The 21,046-nt window shown below is 65.4% G+C and carries 25 protein-coding genes and 3 pseudogenes; 12 read left to right on the forward strand and 16 right to left on the reverse strand.

The genetic code is table 11. The annotated features are described in order from the left end of the window. Positions 1 to 105: 105 nt before the first annotated feature. The 4 genes from IC66_RS0128495 to mgtE all read right to left on the reverse strand — a co-directional run bounded on the left by IC66_RS0128495 (position 106) and on the right by mgtE (position 4,017). Positions 106 to 1,068 (reverse strand): hypothetical protein, encoded by a 963-nt coding sequence (locus IC66_RS0128495; protein ID WP_038949948.1) that lies wholly within the window; start codon positions 1,066 to 1,068, stop codon positions 106 to 108. Positions 1,069 to 1,117: 49 nt separating this feature from the next. Beyond that, positions 1,118 to 1,936, reverse strand: coding sequence for an aldo/keto reductase (locus IC66_RS0128500; protein WP_038949949.1), 819 nt, complete (start codon positions 1,934 to 1,936; stop codon positions 1,118 to 1,120). A 168-nt stretch (positions 1,937 to 2,104) separates the two neighbouring features. Further along, positions 2,105 to 2,422 carry a helix-turn-helix domain-containing protein gene (locus IC66_RS0128505; RefSeq protein WP_038949950.1) on the reverse strand — a complete coding sequence of 106 codons (318 nt, stop codon included), beginning with the start codon at positions 2,420 to 2,422 and terminating at the stop codon, positions 2,105 to 2,107. Between the two features lie 173 nt (positions 2,423 to 2,595). After that, positions 2,596 to 4,017: a magnesium transporter gene (gene mgtE / locus IC66_RS0128510; protein ID WP_028140540.1), complete on the reverse strand. Its 1,422-nt coding sequence runs from the start codon at positions 4,015 to 4,017 to the stop codon at positions 2,596 to 2,598. A gap of 115 nt (positions 4,018 to 4,132) precedes the next feature. On the opposite strand from mgtE, the gene IC66_RS0128515 reads away from it, so the two are divergent. Continuing rightward, complete coding sequence (locus IC66_RS0128515) at positions 4,133 to 4,903, forward strand: polysaccharide deacetylase family protein (protein WP_038949951.1); 771 nt, start codon at positions 4,133 to 4,135, stop codon at positions 4,901 to 4,903. 178 nt (positions 4,904 to 5,081) lie between these two features. Beyond that, a complete protein-coding gene (locus IC66_RS0128520) occupies positions 5,082 to 6,359 on the forward strand; it encodes a polysaccharide deacetylase family protein (protein WP_038949952.1) in 1,278 nt (425 codons plus the stop codon). Positions 6,360 to 6,366: 7 nt separating this feature from the next. On the opposite strand, the gene IC66_RS0128525 is transcribed toward IC66_RS0128520, so the two are convergent. Next, positions 6,367 to 6,741 carry a hypothetical protein gene (locus tag IC66_RS0128525; protein ID WP_018320591.1) on the reverse strand — a complete coding sequence of 125 codons (375 nt, stop codon included), beginning with the start codon at positions 6,739 to 6,741 and terminating at the stop codon, positions 6,367 to 6,369. A gap of 273 nt (positions 6,742 to 7,014) precedes the next feature. On the opposite strand from IC66_RS0128525, the gene IC66_RS47220 reads away from it, so the two are divergent. Continuing rightward, a complete protein-coding gene (locus IC66_RS47220) occupies positions 7,015 to 7,272 on the forward strand; it encodes a hypothetical protein (RefSeq protein WP_028140543.1) in 258 nt (85 codons plus the stop codon). 33 nt (positions 7,273 to 7,305) lie between these two features. Here the strand turns inward: IC66_RS47220 and IC66_RS0128535 are convergent, their stop codons facing one another. After that, on the reverse strand, positions 7,306 to 8,520 hold the full coding sequence (locus IC66_RS0128535; protein WP_028140544.1) for an ABC transporter substrate-binding protein: 1,215 nt from the start codon (positions 8,518 to 8,520) through the stop codon (positions 7,306 to 7,308). Positions 8,521 to 8,686: 166 nt separating this feature from the next. Continuing rightward, positions 8,687 to 9,373 carry a DJ-1/PfpI family protein gene (locus IC66_RS0128540; RefSeq protein WP_028140545.1) on the reverse strand — a complete coding sequence of 229 codons (687 nt, stop codon included), beginning with the start codon at positions 9,371 to 9,373 and terminating at the stop codon, positions 8,687 to 8,689. Positions 9,374 to 9,464: 91 nt separating this feature from the next. Between IC66_RS0128540 and IC66_RS0128545 the strand changes: the two genes are divergently transcribed. After that, positions 9,465 to 10,403 (forward strand): GlxA family transcriptional regulator, encoded by a 939-nt coding sequence (locus IC66_RS0128545; protein WP_028140546.1) that lies wholly within the window; start codon positions 9,465 to 9,467, stop codon positions 10,401 to 10,403. A gap of 13 nt (positions 10,404 to 10,416) precedes the next feature. On the opposite strand, the gene IC66_RS0128550 is transcribed toward IC66_RS0128545, so the two are convergent. The 5 genes from IC66_RS0128550 to IC66_RS0128570 form a co-directional block, all read right to left on the reverse strand. Beyond that, positions 10,417 to 10,605: a hypothetical protein gene (locus IC66_RS0128550; RefSeq protein ID WP_038949954.1), complete on the reverse strand. Its 189-nt coding sequence runs from the start codon at positions 10,603 to 10,605 to the stop codon at positions 10,417 to 10,419. A gap of 82 nt (positions 10,606 to 10,687) precedes the next feature. Then, entirely contained in the window at positions 10,688 to 11,587 is a 900-nt protein-coding gene (locus IC66_RS0128555; RefSeq protein ID WP_038949955.1) for an NAD(P)/FAD-dependent oxidoreductase, read from the reverse strand. Next, positions 11,584 to 12,660 (reverse strand): flavodoxin family protein, encoded by a 1,077-nt coding sequence (locus IC66_RS0128560; RefSeq protein ID WP_038949956.1) that lies wholly within the window; start codon positions 12,658 to 12,660, stop codon positions 11,584 to 11,586. Before IC66_RS0128560 ends, IC66_RS0128555 begins: the two co-directional genes overlap by 4 nt. 64 nt (positions 12,661 to 12,724) lie before the next feature. Then, entirely contained in the window at positions 12,725 to 12,925 is a 201-nt protein-coding gene (locus IC66_RS0128565; protein WP_038972887.1) for a hypothetical protein, read from the reverse strand. Between the two features lie 2 nt (positions 12,926 to 12,927). Continuing rightward, complete coding sequence (locus IC66_RS0128570) at positions 12,928 to 13,134, reverse strand: hypothetical protein (RefSeq protein ID WP_028140550.1); 207 nt, start codon at positions 13,132 to 13,134, stop codon at positions 12,928 to 12,930. Positions 13,135 to 13,249: 115 nt separating this feature from the next. Here IC66_RS0128570 and IC66_RS47225 point away from each other — a divergent pair, with 115 nt between their 5' ends. Continuing rightward, positions 13,250 to 13,513, forward strand: coding sequence for a hypothetical protein (locus IC66_RS47225; protein WP_162131346.1), 264 nt, complete (start codon positions 13,250 to 13,252; stop codon positions 13,511 to 13,513). Positions 13,514 to 13,547: 34 nt separating this feature from the next. Continuing rightward, positions 13,548 to 13,721: a hypothetical protein gene (locus tag IC66_RS48485; protein ID WP_244429184.1), complete on the forward strand. Its 174-nt coding sequence runs from the start codon at positions 13,548 to 13,550 to the stop codon at positions 13,719 to 13,721. Between the two features lie 179 nt (positions 13,722 to 13,900). On the opposite strand, the gene IC66_RS0128585 is transcribed toward IC66_RS48485, so the two are convergent. After that, positions 13,901 to 14,101, reverse strand: coding sequence for a hypothetical protein (locus IC66_RS0128585; protein ID WP_038949958.1), 201 nt, complete (start codon positions 14,099 to 14,101; stop codon positions 13,901 to 13,903). A gap of 234 nt (positions 14,102 to 14,335) precedes the next feature. Here IC66_RS0128585 and IC66_RS0128590 point away from each other — a divergent pair, with 234 nt between their 5' ends. Further along, on the forward strand, positions 14,336 to 14,539 hold the full coding sequence (locus IC66_RS0128590) for a hypothetical protein (RefSeq protein WP_038949960.1): 204 nt from the start codon (positions 14,336 to 14,338) through the stop codon (positions 14,537 to 14,539). Here IC66_RS0128590 and IC66_RS0128595 read toward each other — a convergent pair. Both IC66_RS0128595 and IC66_RS0128600 read right to left on the reverse strand, forming a co-directional pair. Then, the gene (locus IC66_RS0128595; RefSeq protein WP_038949961.1) at positions 14,532 to 15,278 is read right to left on the reverse strand and encodes a Crp/Fnr family transcriptional regulator; all 747 of its coding nucleotides are present in this window, start codon (positions 15,276 to 15,278) and stop codon (positions 14,532 to 14,534) included. The genes IC66_RS0128590 and IC66_RS0128595 overlap by 8 nt on opposite strands. Next, positions 15,278 to 16,446: pseudogene (locus IC66_RS0128600) on the reverse strand (sensor histidine kinase); the annotation flags it as partial. The pseudogene IC66_RS0128600 and the gene IC66_RS0128595, both read right to left, overlap by 1 nt. 219 nt (positions 16,447 to 16,665) lie before the next feature. Between IC66_RS0128600 and IC66_RS0128605 the strand changes: the two are divergent. Then, a pseudogene (locus IC66_RS0128605) lies at positions 16,666 to 17,055 on the forward strand (response regulator); the annotation flags it as partial. A 419-nt stretch (positions 17,056 to 17,474) separates the two neighbouring features. Here IC66_RS0128605 and IC66_RS0128615 read toward each other — a convergent pair. Then, entirely contained in the window at positions 17,475 to 18,257 is a 783-nt protein-coding gene (locus IC66_RS0128615) for an SDR family NAD(P)-dependent oxidoreductase (protein ID WP_028140555.1), read from the reverse strand. 173 nt (positions 18,258 to 18,430) lie between these two features. On the opposite strand from IC66_RS0128615, the gene IC66_RS0128620 reads away from it, so the two are divergent. From IC66_RS0128620 to IC66_RS0128635, 4 genes and pseudogenes are all read left to right on the forward strand, one after another. Next, positions 18,431 to 19,606 carry a zinc-dependent alcohol dehydrogenase gene (locus tag IC66_RS0128620; RefSeq protein ID WP_028140556.1) on the forward strand — a complete coding sequence of 392 codons (1,176 nt, stop codon included), beginning with the start codon at positions 18,431 to 18,433 and terminating at the stop codon, positions 19,604 to 19,606. Between the two features lie 11 nt (positions 19,607 to 19,617). Next, a complete protein-coding gene (locus IC66_RS0128625) occupies positions 19,618 to 20,151 on the forward strand; it encodes a hypothetical protein (protein ID WP_028140557.1) in 534 nt (177 codons plus the stop codon). A gap of 268 nt (positions 20,152 to 20,419) precedes the next feature. After that, a complete protein-coding gene (locus IC66_RS0128630; protein WP_028140558.1) occupies positions 20,420 to 20,599 on the forward strand; it encodes a hypothetical protein in 180 nt (59 codons plus the stop codon). Continuing rightward, a pseudogene (locus tag IC66_RS0128635) lies at positions 20,596 to 21,046 on the forward strand (DUF305 domain-containing protein); the annotation flags it as partial. The gene IC66_RS0128630 and the pseudogene IC66_RS0128635, both read left to right, overlap by 4 nt.

Consider the following 21,046-nt stretch of genomic DNA (forward strand, 5'->3'; position numbering starts at 1 on the left):
CGAAACCGAATTTCGGTAAAGTGGAATATTTTTGCACGCGTGGATTGACAGAGCGCGACACAGGCACGATCGCGTAGCCCCGATGGAGCCAACGGGCTACAAGAGCTACGATCCGAAATCCCGCGGGCTGAACGGCAGGTCCATGATCTTCCATTCCCCGTACAGATTTGCCGGCAGCATCTTGTAAGGTTGGCAGTTCTGGAGCGCGCTCATGGCGGACTTCACGAGCGCCACGCCTTTCGCGGACGGCGGAGCCTCGATCAGGATCGGCTCGCGCGCCAGCGTGCCGTCGGTCGCAAACACCGTGCGCAGCTTGATGCGAACGGCGTCGGTGGGGCTGAGTCCGGCCGGCAATTTCGCACAGCTGCGCAAATGGCGACGAAGCGCGGCGATGACTTCCTGCGGCAGCTTGGCTGCGATCGAATCCTTGGCATCGCCGCCATCGTCCTTGGGGGTGTCTTTCGGCAGCTCCGGCGGCAATTCCGGCGGCAGGCCCAGCATGACGCCGTACTTGACGGTGACGTCAGGCTGCGGAGCCTGATAGGCCGGCGGCGGCGCGGCCTCCGGCTGCTGCATCGCTTGAGGCGGCGGCTGCATCGGTGGCTGGGGCGGCGGTTGTTGCTGCGGTTGGGGCGGCGGCTGTTGCGACGGCTGTGGCTGTTGAGGTTGAGGCTGCACGTTGGCCTCACGCTGCTTCGGCGCCGGCGAGGGTTGCGGCTGCGGCTGCTTCTGCTGCGGTTCAGGTGGCGTCTGCTGCGACGACGGTGCCGCGTCCTGCTGCTTGGCCGCGGGCTTGCCCGCCGCTTCGGACTGGTCGGTGAAATCAAGCTTCGGCAGTTTCAGATCGGGCGTTGGCTCCGGCGGCTTCTCCTTGGCCGCCTCCTTCGTCTCCTGCTCCTTGATCTCTTCCTTCACCTGCTCCGGCGTGACGATGTCGACGGTCACGGTCTCCGGCGGCTGGCTGCGAAACGGATGGACCTCGCTGATCACGATGATCAGCGCCACCAGCGTCAGATGCGCGATTGCTGACGCCGCAATGTCCGTCCGTATGATCTTCCGCAGTTCCATCGACCGATCTTGGGTTGCCGTCGCGGTCCTAGCATACCCCAGCCCCCTCTCAATCCCATTTCGGGGCGAAGCCGAAGTCGGTCAGGCGACCCTTCGGACTGGCGAGTGCGGCGATCCGGCTCATCTCGTCCTCCGACAGCTCGAAATCGAAGATCTCGATGTTTTCAGACAGGCGTTCGATGCGCGAGGTGCGCGGGATCGCAGCGACATTCTGTTGCACCAGCCAGCGCAGGCAGACCTGCGCCGGCGTCTTGCGGTGGACGCGTCCGATCTCGGCCAGCCTCTGGTCGGACTTGATGCGTCCCTTGGCGATCGGGCTGTAGGCGACGAGCGCAAGGCCATGCTGGTCGCAGGCCGCCCTCACCTTCGCCTGATCGAGATAAGGGTGGTATTCGACCTGGTTGCAGACCAGCGGCTCAGGCGACAGCGCGACCGCCTGCTCGATCAGCGCCACCGTGAAATTGGAGACGCCGATGTGGCGGGTCAGGCCCATGGTCTTCGCATGCGACAGCGCGCCGAGCGTCTCCGCCAGCGGCACATGCGAATTGGGCCAGTGCAGCAGCAGCAGATCGACGGAGGGAAGCCGCAACCGAGCCAGGCTCTCCTTGACCGAGCGCTCGAGATCGTGGGGCGCGAAATGGTTGGTCCAGACCTTGGTGGTGAGGAAGATGTCGTCCCGGCGCACGCCCGAGGCGCGCAAGCCGTCGCCGACCTCGCGTTCATTCTCGTAGACCTGCGCGGTGTCGATGTGGCGATAGCCGAACCGCAGCGCCTGCTCGACCACGCGCGCGGCAGGTCTTCCGCTCAGCTCCCAGGTCCCGAGTCCGATCGCCGGGATTTTTGCGCCATTGGCCTCGACGAACAGCATGAGGACTCCTCTTCCGTTGCGGCAGCCCCTGACGTCATCAGGCCTCATTATGGACCCGGCCCATGACGCTGCCAACGGAAGGCCGCGGCAGTTCAGCGGGATATTTGGCGCAATGCTAACAGGAGGTTCGCGTCAGGGCCCGGCCGCCCTCGACGTCGGGCTTTGGCGTCAGGCTTTGGCGAGCGCCTGGAACACCGTATCCGGGGCGTGCGCGATCACCGCGAGCAGCGCGCGGGCCGGTCCCCGCGGCGCCCGCTTGCCCTGCTCCCAGTTGCGGATGGTCTCGACGGGAACGCCGAGCTTGGCGGCGAACTCCATCTGGGTCAGGCAGGCGCGGCGACGCAAATCGCGCACCGCGAGCGGGTTGGCGTCGGCCGGCGCGGCATTGGCCGTGGGCTCGACCGGAGACGGCTGGACCGGAAATTCCTGTCCATCCCGCAACTCAACGACCCGTCCGTCCGCCTTCAGCCGCAACCGCATGCTCATTCCCCCAAGCGAGGCGATGATGCGGCAGGTCGCTTAAGTTCGGATTAAAGATGATTGTCATTCCGGGGCGCGCGAAGCGCGAGCCCGGAATCCATCAGGCTGCAAGCGATGCGGAAAAATGGATTCCGGGCTCGCGCCAAGAGGCGCGCCCCGGAATGACGTTGGGGTGAAACCTACCTCAGCCCGAACCAGAGCGTCGCGATGCCGAGGAACGAGAAGAACCCGACCACATCCGTCACCGTGGTGACGAACGTGCCCGACGCCACCGCGGGGTCGGCCCTGACGCGTTCGAGCGCCATCGGGATCAGGATGCCGCCGAGCGCACCGGCGATGAGGTTGCACACCATCGCCAGGCCGATGACGATGCCGAGGCCGGGGATCTTGAACCAGGCCACCGCCGCAATCCCCGTGATCACGGCGAAGGCGAGCCCGTTGACGAGACCGACCAGCGCCTCGCGCATCACCACGCGCCAGGCATTGGAGGAGCCCAGCTCGCGCGTCGCCAGCGCCCGCACCGCCACCGTCATGGTCTGGGTCGCGGCGTTCCCGCCCTGGCTCGCCACGATCGGCGCCAGCACGGCGAGCGCGACCATCTTCTCCAGCTGGCCCTCGAACAGGCCGAGCACCGAGGACGCCAGGAAGGCGGTGGCGAGATTGACCAGCAGCCAGTTGAACCGCGCGCGCGCAATCGTCAGGAACGTATCCGACAGCTCTTCGTCGCTGGTGACGCCGCCGAGCGCCTTGAGGTCCTCGTCCGCCTCCTCCTCGATGACGTCGACGACGTCGTCGACCGTGATGACGCCGACCAGGCGGTCCTGGGTGTCGAGCACGGGAGCTGCGACGAGATTATACTTGCCGAACATGCGCGCGACCTCTTCCTGGTCCTCCAGGACGGAGACGCGGCGGCGGTCCTCGTCGGTGAGCTCGGTGAGCGGCACCGGCCGGCGCGCGCGCAGCAGCACGTCGAGGGGGACTGCGCCCTGCCAGTGCTGGTCCTTGTCGACGACGTAGATCTCGTAGAAGCGGTCGGGCAGATCCGGCGTCTCGCGCATGTAGTCGATCGCCTGCCCGACGGTGAAATCCTGGGGCACCGCGATGAACTCGGTCTGCATCCGGCGGCCCGCGGAATTCTCGGGATACAGCAGGCTGCGTTCGAGCGCGACGCGCTCCTTGAGCGGCAGCTTCTCGAGGATCTCCTCCTGCTCGGCCTGGTCGAGGGTCTCGAGCAGCTCGACGGCGTCGTCGGATTCGAGTTCGCGAACACCTTCCGCGACGGTCTCCGGCGGCAGTTCCTCGAGGATCTCCTCGCGCACGCCCTCGTCGAGCTCGTTCAGCGCGGAGAAGTCGAAATCGCGCCCGGTCAGCTCGACCAGGCGGACGCGGTCGTCGGGCTCCAGAGCGCCGATGAGATCGCCGAGATCGGCCTCGTGCAGCTCGGCGACGCAGGCGCGCAGCGAGGCGCTGTCGCCGGCCTCGATCGCATGGGCGACCTCCTCGACGAATTCGTGCCTGATATCGCCGTCTTCATTGCGCATCGGCACGTGGTCGAGTACCGAGTCCGCGGCGGATCGGGCAACGTCCATATGTTCATCCATGGCGCGCCTCGCCGTTTGACAGGTTGGAACGAATGGTCTGGGCTGACGGTCAGGCAATACCCACAAGGCAACTCCGAGCGCAATGACAAAGATGCTTCGACTGAGGTGGACCTCGATGTCATCGGGCGCGGCCCTCGCGGCCTTGATCGGCGTCGCTTCGGCCGTGGCCGCTGAGTGTCCGCGCAAGGACGCGCTCGGCACTTCGCGCGTGCTGAGCGTCGATGCCAAGACCACGCCGCGCGTGGGCTTGAAGAGCTTTCCGCAGACGCTTGCGCTGGCCGATCACGAGGTCGTGCTGACCTTCGACGACGGGCCGAACCCGCCGACGACGTCGAAGGTGCTGGCGGCGCTGGCGCAGGAATGCGTGCGCGCGACCTTCTTCCTGATCGGCCTCCACGCCAGCCAGCATCCCGACATGGTCAAGCGCATCGCCCGCGAGGGCCACACCATCGGCCACCACACTTTCTCGCATCCGTTCATGGCGCGGATCCCGTTCGACAAGGCCAAGAGCGAGGTCGACCGCGGCGTCGCGGCCGTCGAGATGGCGCTGCACGGCAGCTCGACGGCGACGCCTTCGACGCCGTTCTTCCGCTTTCCCTATTTCCAGGGGACGCAAGCGCAGCTCGACCTGCTCCAATCCCGTGGCATCGTCGTGTTCGGCGCGGACCTCTGGGCCAGCGACTGGAACGAGATGACGCCGGAGCAGGAATTGAAGCTGGTCACGGAGCGCCTCGCAGCTAGCGGCAAGGGCATCGTCCTCTTCCACGACCCCAAGGCGCGCACCGCGGCGATCATGCCGGCCTTCCTGCGGTATCTGAGGGAGAACGGCTATCGGGTGGTCCACATCGCGCCGGCAGGCCCGCAGAAGAATGCCGATGCGCGCTGATGCCGGAATGTCACGCCGGCGCAAAATGGGGTGATTTGGGCCCTATTAACACTCTGTTCATGATACCCCATGCAAATGGATGGGGACTTTGTGACGGGAAAGGTTCTTTGGCCTGAACCGTTTCCTGATGTCTCCGACCTACTATGGCGGCAATCGCACATGAGGGCAGACGGGGTTCATGATCGGAAGTAGCGTTGTCTTGCGGACGCGATCGTGGATCGTCCTTTGCCTCGGCGGATTCCTTGGATGTTCGACCATCGGATCGCCGGCGGCGCTTGCAGCCGACTGCCCGGGCCATCCCGACGCGCTCGGGACGTCCCGCACCCTGGTGGTCGATCCGCGCGAGCATCCGCTGATCGGCACCATGCAGTACCGCGAGACGCTGCCGCTCAGGGATCATGAGGTCGTCCTGACCTTCGACGACGGTCCGCTGCCGAAATATTCCAACCAGGTCCTCAAGATGCTCGACGACGAGTGCATCAAGGCGACCTTCTTCATCATCGGCAGCCAGGCCAAGGCGAACCCCGAAGGCGTGCGCAAGCTGGTGGCGGCGGGCCACACGGTCGGCACCCACAGCATGAACCATCCGCTGACCTTCGACCGGATGCCGATCGAGAAGGCCGAGGCCGAGATCAATGGCGGCATCGAGTGGACCTCGGCCGCGATGACCGATCCGTCCAAGCTGGCGCCGTTCTTCCGCATTCCCGGCCTGATGCGCGCCGAACGCGTCGAGCACCATCTGATCTCGCGCGGCATCCAGGTGTGGAGCGCTGACTTCCCGGCCGACGACTGGCGCCATGTGTCGTCCGACCGCGTCTATCAGCTCGCGATCCAGCGGCTGGAGGCCAAGGGCAAGGGCATCCTGTTGCTGCACGACATCCAGGCGCGGACGGTGGCGGCGCTGCCAAAAATCATCCGCGACCTCAAAGCGCGCGGCTATCGCATCGTGCATGTTGTGCCCGCGACCGCCGACCGGCCAGCGACGCCGACCACGCCGGTGGAATGGCTGCTGCATCCGCCGACCGAGACCGTGCCGATCGCGCGCTGGCCTTCCGTTCCGAGCTTCGTGTTCACGCAGACCAGGACGCTGCCGGCGCCCTCGCTCGCCGACCTCAATGCGCGGACCGAGCATCAGCCGCTGCTGCCGCGCCGGACCAAGGGTCAGATGGACGTCGCGTCCGCCCTGCCCGTGCCCGGCCGCGCGCTGTTTGCGATCCCGGAAGGCTCGGTCGAGGTGCTGCTGTCGACGACATTGTCGCGGCGTGCCGCGACCCGGCTGGCAATGGCGGCCGAGACGCCGCATGCGGCCAGGGGCAAGGCGGCAAAGGGCAAGACGGCCAAGTCCCAGGTTCGGCACACCGCGCATGCGGCACCGGCCGCACCCAAGCCTGCCGCGCAGGCCAAGAGCGCCACGCCGCGCTCGACCCGCATCGCCAGTCTGAAGAAGCGCGCTTAGTCCCTACCTATTGCCGCATGATGGCGGCGACGCAGAGCAGCACGATCAGCGCCAGGAAGAACAGGTCCATATAGGACTTGAGCTCGCCGTCGCGGCGCAGCCGGGCCACGTCGGCGACCACCTGCTTGCGCGCATTCGTTCCCCCGGAGCCGTCATTGATCGGGCCCTGAAGCCGCCGCGTCTCGGCTTCCAGCTTCTCGATCTTCTGGAAGAAGTAGAACGCGCGCAGCGTCGAGACCGCACGCATCGCGGCATAGATCAGCACCAGGATCGCCAGGATCGCCCGGTTCGGATATTTCTCCATGAAGTTCAGGCTGAAATAGACCACCGCCATGAACGCGAAGTTGGTGATGAAGCGGTAGACGAAGCTGAGAAAAACCATGCTGGCTCGAGCCTTGAGGGGTGCGCAGCCGGATCGTGCTGCGAGATTCGGGATCGGGACCCAGACCGGGAGCTGGGTTGTGACGGCCCGTCTACGCCAACTTTGTTTCAACAAGGATACTGCAAGTCGCCGCCTTTTAGCCACACGCCGCCATAATGCAAGCCGGACGATGGCGGTGGGCCTGCCCTGACGCAGCGCACCCGCTATGGCTCAATGGCGATTTGGCGAAAGTCGCGATAGACTGGACGCTGCCGCCACATCTGAGGTCTGCCGATGCCGAAGAAGGGAATCACCGGCCACGACGACTGGGTTCTGACCGAGGCCCTCGCGACCGCCCTGGTCGCGCTGGAGCAGCTCGAACCGAAGCACCAGCCGAACGCGCATATGGACGACATCCGCAAGATATTGGCGAACGGCAAGGAGCCGGCGGCGGTGAGCCTGCACCTCGCCCAGGCCAAATGCCGCCTGTTTCCCGACCTCGACCCACTGGAGATCTACCGGGAATACGGCATCGGCGAGGAATATGGCTGAAGCGGCCGGCCGCGGCTTTCTTTGACGCAAATGCTAGTTTCGTGACGTCTTGAGCAACGGGCATTCGCTGTCGCTGAGGGGCAGAAAGGCGTCCTCGGCAGGGATCTTCTCGACGACGTTGTAATAGTCCCAGGGCGTCTTCACGTCCGACGGCTTCTTGACCTCGACGAGATAAAAATCGTGCACCAGCTTGTTGTCGGCGCGCAGCCGCGCGCCGCGCGCATAGAAATCGTCGACCGGCATCGCGCGCATCTGCTCCAGCACGGCGTTGGTCTCGTCCGTTCCCGCCGCAGAAGCGGCTTTCAGATATTGCGACACGGCGGAGTAGACGGCGGCCTGCGGCGCGGTCGGCATGGCGTTGTGAAGCTTGTAGAACCTCTGGGCGAACGCGCGCGTTTCCTCGTTGAGCGCCCAATACCAGGCAGTGACGGTCGTCAGGCCCTTGGCCGTTTCGGCCCCCATGGCGTGCACATCGGTCAGGAACATCAGCTCGGCGACGGCCTTCTGCGGCCCCGCATTCATTCCGAACTCGTTCCATTGCTTCATCGAGGTCACGAGCTGCTCGCCGGCATTGGCGAACGCAACCACCTTGGCTTTGGAAGCCTGGGCTTGCAGCAGGAAGGAGCCGTAATCGGCATTTCCGAGCGGATGAAAGACCGCGCCGAGCGACTTGGCCCCTGCCGCCGCCAGCACGCGCTGGGACACCTCGACCATATTGCGTCCGAACGCGTAGTCTGACGCGATGAAGAACCAGCTGTCATAGCCTTGCGACACCAGCTTTCGGACCGATCCGGCGACTAGATTGTAATTGTCGTGCAGCCACATCAGGCCGGTGCGCGAGCATTGCTTGCCGCCGATATCGGTGGTGCCGACCGCCGAATAGATCACGATCCTGTTCTTGTCGCGTGCGATCGACTGGATGGCGAGCGCGACCGCGGAGTTTCCGACGTCGGCGACCATGTCGACGCCATCCACGTCGAACCATTTGCGGACGATCTGGGCGCCGATATCCGGCTTGTTCTGATGGTCGGCGACGACGATCTCGGCCTTCAGCCCCGGCGTTGCGCGCTGAAAATCGTCCACGGCCATCCGCGCGGCGACGACGGAGCCGGGCCCGGCCAGGTCCGACAACGGTCCGGCCTGGTCATTGATGATGCCGATCCTGACCACGCCACCGGAGAAATCGGCAGCCGCGCTCCGTTCGGCGAGCGCTGCCTGACCCAGCGCCAGGATGAGGCCGAAGGTCAAGCGGCAAAGCCGGCTGCGCGACGATAGCAATTCTCCAACACGACAAGGCGCCATTGCCCCCTCCGCTTCAGCATCGCGACGGCATGTCGCGATGATCGATCGATGTGCCCTCGCTCACAGCGCATGCGCCGGTCCACGCGGCGCGCGGCCGGTCGAAGCTGGCTCGCTATCCCTGCCGCTGGACGGCCTTCCTGACGAACTCCAGCCGCCGCGCCTGCGCAGGCGCAACCCGCTCCTTCATGGCAGCGACGATCGCCGCCGGCGCCGTGTCCGGCGAGCCGGCCGCGAAGGGCGGCGCGGGATTGTACTCCATGCGCAGCTGGATCATCTCCGCAGCGGCGCGGCCGCGCAACATCGACACCAAAGTGAGCGCGAAGTCGATGCCGGCGGTGATGCCGCCGCCCGTCATGCGATTGCGGTCGATGCAGACCCTCTCCTGCGACAGCTCGGCTCCGAAGTACGGCAATGCATCCCTCGCGGTCCAGTGCGTGGCCGCGCGATATCCCTTCAACAAGCCGGCGGCGCCAAGCACCAGCGAGCCGGTGCAGACCGAGGTCACGTATGTCGCCCCCTTCTCCTGCTTTCGCAGAAAGGCGAGAACGTCCTCGTCCAGCATCAGCTCGTCGGTGCCGTAGCCGCCGGGGACGCAGATCACGTCGAGCTGCGGACAATCGGCGAAGGTGACAGTCGGCATCAGCGCGATCACGGAATCGCTCGGCACGGGCTCGATGCGTTTCCAGATCAGATGCACCGTCACGTCAGGCAGGCTGGAGAAGACCTGGGCGGGACCGGTGAGATCGAGCTGGGTGACGCGCGGAAAAACCAGAAGACCGATCTGCAACAGGCCCGACATGTCCAACCTCGACAACGCGCTTGACGGTTGCAGCCTGCCATGTTGGCCTTGTGGTCGAAATGGCTTAATTCCCTCAATTTTGGACACGCCCATGATCGGCTTCCTGATCTTTCCCGAATTCCAGTTGCTGGACGCGGCCGGTCCGATCTCGGTGTTCGAGATCGCCAGGCGGCACACGCCGAATGCGCCGCGCGTGATCACGGTCGCAACGAAGGCGGGCGCCGTGCGCAGCTCGTCGGGCATCGAGATGCTGGCGCGCAATCTGCGATCGGCAAGCTCGGTCACGACGCTGTTCGTGGCCGGTGGCGAGGGCGTGGAAGCCGCGGCGCGCTGCAAGACGACGATCGCTTTCATTCAGCGACTGGCGAGCCGCGGCGTGCGCATCGCCAGCGTTTGCAACGGCGCCTATCTTCTCGCGCAGGCGGGACTGCTGGACGGCCGCTGCGCCACCACGCACTGGTCCTGCACCCGCGATTTCATCGGACGCTATCCGAAGGTGAGGCTCGAACCGGACCAGATCTTCATCCGCGACGATCGGGTATGGACGTCGGCCGGCATCACGGCCGGGATTGATCTCGCGCTCGCCATGATCGCGCAGGACCATGGCGAGGAGGTCTCGCAAGCGACCGCGCGGCAGCTGGTGCTCTATCATCGCCGCAGCGGCGGACAATCGCAGTTCTCGAGCTTGCTCGAGCTCAAGACGCCGAACGGCCGCTTCGGCAGCCTTCTTTCATGGGTGCGCGAGAATCTGGATGCGCATCTCACGGTCGAGGCGCTCGCCGAACGCGCCGGATTGAGCGCACGGCATTTCGTCCGCTCCTTCACCGCCGAGACCGGATCCACGCCGACCAAGGCGGTCGAGCGCTTGCGGGTCGAGGTGGCGCGCGAGCGGGTGCAGTCCTCCGGAGAGGCCATCGAGCGCGTCGCCCAATCCACCGGCTTTCGCGACCCCGAGCGGATGCGCAGAGCCTTCATCCGCGCCTTCGGTCAGCCGCCGCAGTCGCTGCGACGCGCGGCGCGAAGCGCATGACGGCCGGTCGAACCTAAGGCCCGCCGGCGACTGATCCCGCGATCACCATGACGAGGGCGCCAAGGTCGATCTTGCCGTTGACGATCAGCTCCTCCGAGCTTTTCATCTCTCCCGCGCCCTGGACCTTGAGCGATTGCGGCCGGTCGGCGGGCTGCCGCTGCAAATCGCCGACGATGGCGTCCTTCAGTTTCTCTTCCAGCATGATCGCTTCCTTCAGGCCGTCCTTGCGCGTCGAGGTCGCGCGTCCCGCTCAACCAAGGCGAAGCCGCGCCCTTCGTTCCCGGTCACGCCAGGCGCCGGGGCAGGCTGTGGTGAATCGTGCAGGCGGCAAGCGCGGCGTGGCCGAATGCGACCGAGATCTGATGCAGGTCGGTGACGACGTCGCCGATGCCATAAAGGCCGTCGACCGAGGTGCGCTGATGGTCGTCGACCTTCAGATAGCCCTCCCCGGTATGCTGGGCGCCCAGCGAGACCGCGAGCTGCGAACGCACCTCGGCACCCATCGCCGGGTAGACCGTGTCGAACTGCATCGTCCGGCCATCGGCGAAGACGGCCTCGAGGCCCCCCACCCTCCGCCGCAAGCGCAGGTCGGGCGCCAACACGATGTCGACGCCGGCCTCTTCCAGCTCCGCTGTCGCGCTCTCCTCGTCATCCTGTCCGGTTGCGAGCAGCGTCACCTCGCGCGAATAGCCGCGCAGGAACAGCGCCTTGCCGGCGGCCCGGCCAAGCGGGCCGACGACGCCGACGCGGCGGCCGATCACCTCGAAGGCGTCGCAGACGGGACAATAGCGCAGCAGCCCGTCCGCGACCGCGGCGCGCCATTGCTCGAACGGCGGATGGCTGTCGACGATGCCGCTGGCGAGGATGACGGTGGTGGCCTCAAGCGCGCCGCCGTTCCAGACCGCCTGAAAGCCGTTGTCGCGCCGCTGCAAGGCGGTGATCTCGGCTTCCACGCGCTCGACGGCGAGCTCGCCCAACTGCGCCGACATGCGCGCGATCAAGTCAGAACCTGATAGCCCGTGGACAAAGCCGGGAACGTTGTGGCTGCGGGGGATCAGCGCGGCACGGCTGGCGCCAGTGTCCACGACGCAGACGCTGCGGCGGAAGCGCGCCAGATAGATCGCGGCCATCAGCCCGGCGGGGCCGCCGCCGACGACCAGGCAATCAAACCGCGCGCCGGTCATTTGGGATTCGGGTCCTGCAACCCGGTCCCGGGCTCCTGGAGGCACCCGCTCCTGGCCAGCCGGACTGCGTTGCCGAGCGCGCGCGCCGCGTTCTGCACCTCCTGCTGGAATTCCCCGTCGTCATCGAGCTCGCGATGCGAAACGGCATATGGCTCCATGTAGCCGACATAGCCGTCGAGCTCGGCGAAGCGGCCCGCCGAGATCAGCTGCATGTCGGTCAGCCAGTCCGACAAGGCGCGGCGCACGCCCTCGGCACCGACGGCATCGCCATGAACGACCACGCCGAAATGGCGGCCGGCGAGATGGCGCGGATAGGGCCAGCCCTTCAGCTCCATCGCCTTGGCCGCGTCGGCCTTCTTGCCATGCGTCGAGGTCGGATCGGGATTGCCGCCGTCGGCGCAGACCATGCGGTCCATCATCGCCTTGAGCCCGGAAGGCACGTGGTACCAATTCACCGGGGTCACGATCAGGATGCCGTGGGCCGCGACCCACAGCGGATAGATCTCGTTCATCCAGTCGCCGGTCTGCCCCAGCGAATAGTTCGGATAGCAGCTGCACGGCCAGTGGCAGAGCGGCATCGCGGTCGAGACGCAGGATTTGCAGGGATGAATGGTCTTGCCGAATTCTGAAGCCAGACGGGACAGATCGAGGATGTCCACGGCAAATCCCATCTCGACGAAGACAGGTTCAGCCAGCTTGACCAGACGCCAGGTCTTGGACATCTCGCCGGGACAGGTGTGCTCGCTGCGGGCGGAGCCGTTGATGACGAGAATGCGCGGCGTCTCCTGCGCATCGTCGTGCCGGCGCTGCGCGGATAGGATTTTCGCGCGCGCATCGAGCCAGTCGACGGCAATGTCGTAGTCGGGATCGGAGAAACCCGCGCCCGCCTTCCGCGTCAACGGCGCCTTGCGCGAATGGCTATAGGCGTCCCAGGCGGCACCGACGACGGCATCGAGCTCGCGCTGCAGCGGGGCAAAGGCGGGATCGATGAACTGACGCTTGTAGCGGCGCTCGAACTCCTCGCGCGACAGCTTGACGGGCGGCATCCCCTTGCGAATTTCAGCGTCCGTCATGCAGGCTCCCGGCGAAGTCGGTATCATCCGACCAACCCGGGGGGCAGCACCCGGTTCCTTGCCGCTACTGGCGCGCCACGTCCTGCGGCGCATCAAATTTCGCGATCCGCTGGTCCAGCCGCCACAGCTCGATGCGGTGGCCGAGCACGAGCGAAGCGGCCTCGCGCTTGGCCTCCTCGTCATTGACGCAAACGAGATTGATGCATCCGAACACATGCCCATCCGGGTCGATCTGGAACGCGCGGTAGTGCTTGAAGCTGCGCATCGTCATTCTCCTCGTCTCGTGCAGACCGGTGCGCTCAGCCAGTCCGTCAGGTTCGAGGTCACTTCGTTCTGCTTGGCGCGCCGCAGCAGCATCTCGCGCTCCCTGCCAGGCGGCAGGCTGCGCGCGCGCTCGCGGGCGTTTTCGGCAAATGCGGCCAATCGCTCCTGGAGCGATCGGGTCTGCTTGTTGCGGTTGCGTTTGGCGGTCATTGGACTCACGGCTATTCGGTTGGACGGAAATCGGCCCCGGCTGGGATCGGGCGCCGGGGCGCGGGTTCTCTTGTCACTCGAGTGGCTTGCCGGTTGGGGGTGGCCCGGCCGGGCAATGGTTTTCAGCTTCGGCCGCGACGGCGGGTTCCAGCATTTCAAAAAGTTAACGCTGCGCGATTTTGCGCGAGGACGGCCGCACGGCATTGTCACTCGCTCTCGCGTGCCGTTCGTCACGACAATCGACTGCGCCGGAACCGAATTGCTGATTCGCTTGTTCAAGAAGGACTTGAAGGAGGATCGTCATGGCAAAAGCAGCATGGAAGCGGCCGGGCTCACCGATCGGCCGCAAGGGACCGCGCAAGGCAAATCCCGCGTATAAGCGCCGCGCGCGCCAGCCCTGGACACCCTCGGATGTGAGCAAGCTGAAGCAGCTCGCGAAGGGAAACACGCCGACCGGCGTGATGAGCATCAAGCTTCAGCGCCCGGTCGCGGCCATTCGCAGCAAGGCGCAGCGCGAAGGGATTTCGCTGCGACCCGTCAATCGCTCACCCTACAACCGGCGAACCAAAGCCGCGAAGCGGCGTTGACGAAGGCACCGCCGGGTGACAACCGGACACAACGGGGACGATGGACGTGGCGCTCATTTTTCCGGTTTCTGCCCACGACACCAGCGCATCGGTACGCGCCGACATCTAACCCGTTCCCGGCGGTGCAGCCTGACCTGCGGCACGCTTCGCTCCGCTCACACGGACAGGGCAAGCCGGCGTCAATCCGGCGGCTGCAACCCCGGCGACCGCAGCCACTCGCTCATCTGGGACCCGGTCTCCGCCTGGCGCGCCTTGCGCAACATCTCGTCGCGAGCCGCTCCGGGCGGAAGCGATCTGGCTTCCGCGCGCAGCCGCTCCGCTTCGACGGCCAGACGTATCTCCAGCGGATCCGTCAGCTTCACTCGACGCCGCGTCAACATGGGCGTTCTCCCTGATCACTGGGTCGGAGCGCTCCGTTGCGTTCTCACCGATTGAGGTCATCGCGCATAGGCGACGCTCCCACAACGTTCCAGAAGCGGAACGGTTGCTTGCCGGGGTCCGAAGGAGGAAGAAACTGCTGCAAGACAAGCTCGCTTGCGTAACATGGGTTAAATTAGTCGGTGGCCAAATCTGCTAATTTAGGAACGTGGTAGGACCGCCTGGGATTGGCGCAGATGGACAACTATCGCCGACTGCAGAAAACCTGCGAGAGCCAGGCCGCTCTCAGCTCCTCACCCGAAACGCGAACTGCGCTGCTGGAAATGGCGGAGGAGTATCGCAAGCGAGCCGAATCCAACGCGTTTCAGGGGCCCGAGCCGGTCAATCCCGGGCGCATCGAAAGCCTCGGCCAAACCAGCCGTCCCACTCTGATCAAGTGAGTCGATAGAGTTGCAGATAGTTCGGCGCGAACAACGCCGCTGCCTTGAGCGCGTCGAGATCGTTGATGGTCAGGGTCCGATCGCGCAGCACGATCAAGCCCGACGCACGCAGCTCCTGCACGGTCCGGTTAAGGTGCACCACCGACAGCCCGGTAGCGTCGGCAAGGTCCATCTGCGTGACCGGCATGACGCAGGAATTGCCGTCGACCATCCCGACGGGACGAAGCCGCTCGAATATCTCGCAAAACAGATGCGCCACCCGCTCCAGGGCCGTGCGGCGACCGAGGTTGATGGCCCATTCGCGCTGGATGGCGTTGTTGACGAGGGTCTCGCACCAGAACGCTTCGGCGAGCGAGCGATCGCCCATCGTCAGACTCTCGAAACGCGCGCGCTTGATCTCGGCGTAGACCACTGGCGTCATTGTCGCGATGGAATGGTCCATCACGGGGAGCAAGAACGCGTGCGCGTCGCAGCTCTCGCCCGGAAAGATGAAATTGACGATCTGGCGCCGGCCGTCCTCGAGCGTCTTGTAGCGGCAGAGCCAGCCCGATAGCACCACCCGGACGCTATCGACGGGATCGCCCTCCGAGATCAGGTCTTCACTCGCCCCGACGCGCTCGAGACCTTCGAGCAACGCATATTCGAGCGACGCACGGGCCTCCGTCGACAACGGCCGCAGCACGGTCAGCCGGCGAATGACCAGCTCCACGAGGCTGCGATCGGAGGTCGACAAGGGCATCAATCAGCCACCGCCGGTGTGTGGAACGTGCGCTTGCTCGGCGGAATGGCGATCGTGCATTGCAGCCCCGCGGGGTCGAATGCCAGGGTGGTCTGCCCCTTGAACTCGAACGCGAGCGTACGCTCCAGAAGCTCCGTGCCAAAACCCTTTCGAAGCGGCGGCTTGACCTGTGGCCCTCCGCACTCGCGCCATTTGAACACCAGCTCCGCGGGCTGGGTGCCTTCATCGAGGCGCCAGGAGATTTCAACATGTCCGCTCGGCTGGCTCAAGGCGCCATATTTCAGCGCGTTCGTCGCTAGCTCGTGGATCGCGAGCGCGAACGTTTCGGCGGCCTTGGGCTGGAAGCGCACCTTGGGACCTGAGACCCGCATCTGCTCGCCCTCGCGGGCATTATAGGCGAGAAGCTCCTCGACCACGAGATATTCCAGGTCGACACCGCCCTCCGGATCGCGTGTCACCAGCGCCTGGGTGCGGGCAAATGCGTTGAGCCGTCCGTCGAGATGAGAAGCATATTCCTCGACAGTGGTGGCGGATTCGGCCGAACGGCGGGCGATGGAGCGCACCACGCCAAGCGTATTACGGACGCGGTGCTGCAGCTCGGCCAGCAGCAGGCGCTGGCGCTCCTCGGCGCGGGTGATCGCCGGAACGTCGATGAAAGTGATGACGACGCCGGCGATGACATCGTCGGTGCTGCGATAAGGCAGGATGCGCACGATGTAGCGCGTGCCGCTGTCCGACGCGCTCAGCTCGCGCTCGGCGCTCGCAAGCGTACGCAGCACGCGGCGAATGTCGTCGTAGAGATCCTCGATCGGGATGCGCGCCTTGATGTGACCGATGGGGCGGCCCGTGTCGGTCTCGACGAGATGCAGCACCTGGGTAATCGCCGGTGTGAAGTTCATCACGCGAAGATCATTGTCGAGAAAGACGGTCGCGATGCGCATGCTCTCCAGGAAATTCCTGAGATCGCGGGTGGCGCGCGTCAACTCCTCGACACGGTGCGTCAGCTCGCCGTTGACGGAGGTCAGCTCCTCGTTGACCGACTGCAACTCCTCAGGCGAGGTTCCGATCTCCTCGTGGGCCAAATGTAACTCCTCGTTGAGAGACTGGTCTTCCTCGTGGACGGTTTCAGCTGCTCAGGGCTGCTCTCGAACTCCTCGAAAGTAGCCTGGAAGTTCGTCTGGGGCGTGCAGTTCGCTCGGGACGCTCGACATGCCCGGCGTGCACCGGCTCCTACCAATAGCAGAAATCGATATTCTCCCAACGGATCAAAGGCAAATGACGAAGGAGTCGCGTTTGCCCTTGGAACCCGCCTTGGCCTCCCTCGTTGGTAGCACGCCGGCCCCGACCCTTGGTTTTCCCATCGGTCGGCAGGCTCGCCGGAGGGATCATGTCCGTATTACCCTCGTCGTCTCGTCAACGCGCGCCGCTGACGGGACGCCGCATCCTCGTCGTGGAGGACGAATATTTTCTTGCCGATGACATCGGCAAGGCGCTGCGCGCGCTCGGCGCGGAGATCGCCGGTCCCGTCGGCCATATCGAGGATGCAATCGAGATGCTGCACGATGGCGGCGTTCTGGATGCCGCGGTGCTCGACGTGAACATCCGCGCAAAGCCGATCTTTCCGATCGCCCGGGAGCTCAGGGCACGCCAGGTGCCCTTCGTGTTCACCACGGGCTACGACAGGATCAGCATCGAGCCGGAATTCCAGGACGTGCCGATCTGGGAGAAGCCGATCGATGTCGTGGCCATGGTCCAGAATTTGGCGAGCCTCCTCGACGGTCAACCGGCGTGGCCGCAGCAATCATCGCCTGAACCGGCTGCGCTGAGCGAGCCCGCAACCAGGCGCGGATCAGAGCAGATGCGCGAAGGCGAGCCAGACGGTCACTGCCAGGCACAAGACGACGGCGGCGTAAGGTAGCGCGACGCGCAAGACGGCAAGCCCTTCCCGCGTCAGCTCATCATCATCCAGGCGACGGCCACCGTCATCACGAGAAAACCCGTGATCGCAGTCGCGACAAAGGCCCGTTCGATGCGGTCCATCGCCATCGCAGCCCCTCTCCAGCCCACACAATGTGACCGCTTCGGGGCCGCCGCGCATTAGGCTATGTGAATCGAGGCTATGTGAATCGGCTTGCCTCCTTTTGCCGGTCCGCCCGTTCAGCCGCGCAGCGCCGCAGAAATTGCGACGACCTCGCTCTACGACTTCGCCGTGCCCGGCTCGGCCATCTTGCGATGCTGCCGGGCCAGCATCTCGTTCGGCGTCACGTTGGCAACCGTGGTCTGGATCTTGTTCTTCAGCCCCGTGACGACATCGGACTCGCCGCGCAGCATCGCATCGAAGCCGGCCTTGGCGACGTCGTATGCGCCGTCCTTCTTCTCGGTGCCGACCTTGGTGTCCATCATGTCGGCGCGGCGGAAGAACTCGGTCTCGGTGGCGCCCGGCATCAGGCAGGTGACGGTGACGCCGCTGTCGCGCAGCTCCTCGCGTAGCGCGAAGGAGAATGAGTCCAGGAACGCCTTGCTGGCGTTATAGGCCGCCTGGAAACTTCCGGGCGTGAAGCCGGCGATGGAGCCCGTGATCAGGATGCGCCCCGACTTGCGCCGCAGCATCTCGTTGCCGGCGCGATGGATCAGATAGAGCGTGCCGGTGATGTTGGTGTCGACGAGATGCTTGATCCTGGCAAAGTCCTGATCGAGGAACGCCTTGCCGAGGCCGACGCCGGCATTGGCCAGCAGCGCATCGATCGGCCGGTCGCCGACCGCGGCGCAGAGCCTGTCGACGCCATCGGTGGTGGCGAGATCGGCTTCAACGGCCTCCACGCTGACGCCGAGCCTGCGCAGATCGACCGCCACCCGCTCGATCATCGGCTCGTCAGCCGCGATGACGAGGTTGAAACCCGCCTGGGCACAGCACCTTGCGAGTTCCAGGCCGATACCGGTGGAAGCGCCGGTGACGATTGCGAGTTGATTGGCGGGCATGAGCGTGTCCTCGCTTGACGTTGATCACGCCCAATCACTGCCCTGCGCTCTCGTTCCTATCCGCGTTGCGATTTGCGCCAGCCGGTGCAGTGCGAAGAATTTTGCGCGGCGTAGCAACCATCGTTCACCCCTCGACTTAGATGCCAAACTGGTTCAGTCGGGAGAATGGAAAGATGAAGGCGCTGGTTTGGCACGGCAAGGAGGACATCCGCTGCGACACCGTCACCGATCCGGAGATCCAGGACCCGCGCGACGCCATCATCAAGGTCACCAGCTGCGCCATCTGCGGCTCCGACCTGCACCTCTTCCACAATTTCATTCCGGGCATGCTGCCCGGTGACATCATGGGCCACGAGACCATGGGCGAAGTGGTCGAGGTCGGCTCCGGCGTCGACGGCAAGCTGAAGAAGGGCGACCGCATCGTCGTGCCCTTCACGATCATCTGCGGCGAATGCGACCAGTGCAAGCGCGGCAATTTTTCCGTGTGCGAGACCACCAACCGCAAGCGCCATCTGGCCGACAAGGTGTTCGGACACACGACGGCCGGCCTGTTCGGCTACACGCATCTGACCGGCGGCTATCCCGGCGGCCAGGCCGAATATCTCCGCGTGCCCTATGCCGATGCCACCCACATCAAGGTGCCACCGGGCATTCCCGACGAGCAGCTGCTGTTCCTCAGCGACATCTTCCCGACCGGCTGGCAGGCCGCCGTGCAATGCGACATCGAGCCCACCGACACCGTCGCGATCTGGGGCTGCGGTCCCGTGGGGCAGATGGCGATCCGCAGCGCCATCCTGCTCGGCGCCAACCAGGTGATCGCGATCGACTGCCTGCCCGAGCGGCTCAGCATGGCGGAAGCCGGCGGCGCCACCACCATCAACTTCGAAACCGAGAGCGTGGTGGAGCGGCTGAACGATCTCACCGACGGCAGGGGACCGGAAAAGTGCATCGACTGCGTCGGCATGGAATCGCACGTGATGGCCTCCCTGCCCGACACACTGCTCGACCGCGCCAAGCAGATGGTGATGGCGGAAAGCGACCGGCCCCACGTGCTGCGCGAGATGATCTATGTCTGCCGGCCCGGCGGCATCATCTCGGTGCCGGGCGTGTACAGCGGCCTGTCCGACATGCTGCCGATGGGCGCTTTCATGAACAAGGGCCTGACGATGCGGACCGGCCAGACCCACGTCAACCGCTGGACCGACGATCTGCTCCGCCGCATCGAGGAGGGCGAGATCGATCCCTCCTTCGTCATCACCCACACCGTGCCGCTCGAACAAGGACCGGAGATGTACCAGGTGTTTCGCGACAAGCGCGACTCCTGCGTCAAGGTCGTGCTGAGGCCCTGAAGGAGCAAGCCATGTTTCATTTCTCCAACATCGTCCGCACCAAGGGCGACCCGAAGATTGTCGAGGGCGGGCCGAGCCTGAAGCGGCCGGAAGACCAGCTCGCCCGCGCGCTCGGCTGGTTCAGCATCGGACTCGGCGTCGTCGAATTCTTCGCGCCGAGACGCGTCACGGAAACGCTGGGCATGGAAGGCCATGAGACCATGGTCCGCGCCTTCGGCGTGCGCGAGATCCTGGCCGGGATCATGTCGCTGTCGGTCGACAAGAACGCCGGCCTGTGGGCCCGCGTCGGCGGCGACGGTCTCGATGCCGCTGCGCTGCTGTCGGGGCTGACAATCGACAATCCCAAGAAGGGCAACATCGCGCTGGCGCTCTTGATGGTCGGCGGCATCGCCATGCTCGACTACCGCGCCGCGCAGGACACCAAGCCGAGGCGGCCGCCGCGCGAGGCACGGCGCAAGCTTTATCCGAACCGCAGCGGCTTCCCCAAGGGCATCGAGAGCGTCAGAACAGCGGCCAGGCAGATTGCTGCGCCAGCCAAAGCATGACCAAGGGCATGGCCAAGGCCTGACGAGGTGAAGCACGGCTCCGGGGCAATGAAGGCGTGATCATCGTGCTCGATCCGCGCTGAGGGCCGCGAGGAACCATCCGCGAGCCAGAGAGTCTGATCAACGCCTCCGACGTCCCCCCTGCCGGAGGCAGACTGCACGAAACCGCGACCCCGGCGCTCACCGCCCCTTCAGGCGCCGGGGTTAGCGGCGTGGGTCTGGAGGCAGGTCACCTCGGAGACAAGCCAGGTCACCTCGGAGACAAGCCATGGGCAAGACGAAGGCACTCCAGCAACGCATCGTCGGCAAGACCAGACAAGCCGTCGGCGAGATCATCGGCGACCAGGATCTGCACGACGCCGGCAAGGCCGAGGCCGAGCGCGGCCGTGACGAACAGGACAGGCCGAGCAAGCTCAACCCGCTGAAGAAGCTCAAGCAGCTGACGTGAACGCAGAGCCGCGACCAGCACTTGCCAATGCAGTGCGGCGCACCGACGAAGGCCTGTCGCGGGTCAAGGGGCGACGACGACGTTCGCGCTGGATTGCCGCCGTCGCGCTCGGCCTGATCAGCAGCACCTTCTCGACCATCGTCAGCCAGCTCTTCGCCGCCCGGATCGGCCGCGATGCCGCGGTCGACTGGATGACGGTCGCTGCCATTCCCGCGCGCGACTGGGCGATCAGCGCAGAGCCGTCATGGAGCGCGATCCTGACCGGGATCGCCTTTCATCAATGGGCGGATTTTTCCTGGGCGCTGGTGTTCTTCGGTGTGCTCGGACGCTGGACCGCCGACTTGCGGCCGGCGACCATCCTGCTGCTCGCGCTGCCCTGGGCCGCGTTCTCGTCAGCCACGGAGTGGTTCGTGCTGGTGCCGCTGTTTCCGTTCTGGCAGCCGCTGT

This window comes from Bradyrhizobium genomosp. III (assembly GCF_000261705.1).
GTDB classification, from domain to species: Bacteria; Pseudomonadota; Alphaproteobacteria; order Rhizobiales; family Xanthobacteraceae; genus Bradyrhizobium; species Bradyrhizobium ottawaense.

Bases quoted from the DNA above. Each gene is read 5' to 3' on its own strand.
- IC66_RS0128495 (WP_038949948.1), bottom strand. From the start codon at position 1,068: ATGGAACTGCGGAAGATCATACGGACGGACATTGCGGCGTCAGCAATC.
- IC66_RS0128500 (WP_038949949.1), bottom strand. From the start codon at position 1,936: ATGCTGTTCGTCGAGGCCAATGGCGCAAAAATCCCGGCGATCGGACTC.
- IC66_RS0128505 (WP_038949950.1), bottom strand. From the start codon at position 2,422: ATGAGCATGCGGTTGCGGCTGAAGGCGGACGGACGGGTCGTTGAGTTG.
- mgtE (WP_028140540.1), bottom strand. From the start codon at position 4,017: ATGGATGAACATATGGACGTTGCCCGATCCGCCGCGGACTCGGTACTC.
- IC66_RS0128515 (WP_038949951.1), top strand. From the start codon at position 4,133: ATGTCATCGGGCGCGGCCCTCGCGGCCTTGATCGGCGTCGCTTCGGCC.
- IC66_RS0128520 (WP_038949952.1), top strand. From the start codon at position 5,082: ATGATCGGAAGTAGCGTTGTCTTGCGGACGCGATCGTGGATCGTCCTT.
- IC66_RS0128525 (WP_018320591.1), bottom strand. From the start codon at position 6,741: ATGGTTTTTCTCAGCTTCGTCTACCGCTTCATCACCAACTTCGCGTTC.
- IC66_RS47220 (WP_028140543.1), top strand. From the start codon at position 7,015: ATGCCGAAGAAGGGAATCACCGGCCACGACGACTGGGTTCTGACCGAG.
- IC66_RS0128540 (WP_028140545.1), bottom strand. From the start codon at position 9,373: ATGTCGGGCCTGTTGCAGATCGGTCTTCTGGTTTTTCCGCGCGTCACC.
- IC66_RS0128545 (WP_028140546.1), top strand. From the start codon at position 9,465: ATGATCGGCTTCCTGATCTTTCCCGAATTCCAGTTGCTGGACGCGGCC.
- IC66_RS0128550 (WP_038949954.1), bottom strand. From the start codon at position 10,605: ATGCTGGAAGAGAAACTGAAGGACGCCATCGTCGGCGATTTGCAGCGG.
- IC66_RS0128555 (WP_038949955.1), bottom strand. From the start codon at position 11,587: ATGACCGGCGCGCGGTTTGATTGCCTGGTCGTCGGCGGCGGCCCCGCC.
- IC66_RS0128560 (WP_038949956.1), bottom strand. From the start codon at position 12,660: ATGACGGACGCTGAAATTCGCAAGGGGATGCCGCCCGTCAAGCTGTCG.
- IC66_RS0128565 (WP_038972887.1), bottom strand. From the start codon at position 12,925: ATGCGCAGCTTCAAGCACTACCGCGCGTTCCAGATCGACCCGGATGGG.
- IC66_RS0128570 (WP_028140550.1), bottom strand. From the start codon at position 13,134: ATGACCGCCAAACGCAACCGCAACAAGCAGACCCGATCGCTCCAGGAG.
- IC66_RS47225 (WP_162131346.1), top strand. From the start codon at position 13,250: ATGGTTTTCAGCTTCGGCCGCGACGGCGGGTTCCAGCATTTCAAAAAG.
- IC66_RS0128585 (WP_038949958.1), bottom strand. From the start codon at position 14,101: ATGTTGACGCGGCGTCGAGTGAAGCTGACGGATCCGCTGGAGATACGT.
- IC66_RS0128590 (WP_038949960.1), top strand. From the start codon at position 14,336: ATGGACAACTATCGCCGACTGCAGAAAACCTGCGAGAGCCAGGCCGCT.
- IC66_RS0128595 (WP_038949961.1), bottom strand. From the start codon at position 15,278: ATGCCCTTGTCGACCTCCGATCGCAGCCTCGTGGAGCTGGTCATTCGC.
- IC66_RS0128615 (WP_028140555.1), bottom strand. From the start codon at position 18,257: ATGCCCGCCAATCAACTCGCAATCGTCACCGGCGCTTCCACCGGTATC.
- IC66_RS0128620 (WP_028140556.1), top strand. From the start codon at position 18,431: ATGAAGGCGCTGGTTTGGCACGGCAAGGAGGACATCCGCTGCGACACC.
- IC66_RS0128625 (WP_028140557.1), top strand. From the start codon at position 19,618: ATGTTTCATTTCTCCAACATCGTCCGCACCAAGGGCGACCCGAAGATT.
- IC66_RS0128630 (WP_028140558.1), top strand. From the start codon at position 20,420: ATGGGCAAGACGAAGGCACTCCAGCAACGCATCGTCGGCAAGACCAGA.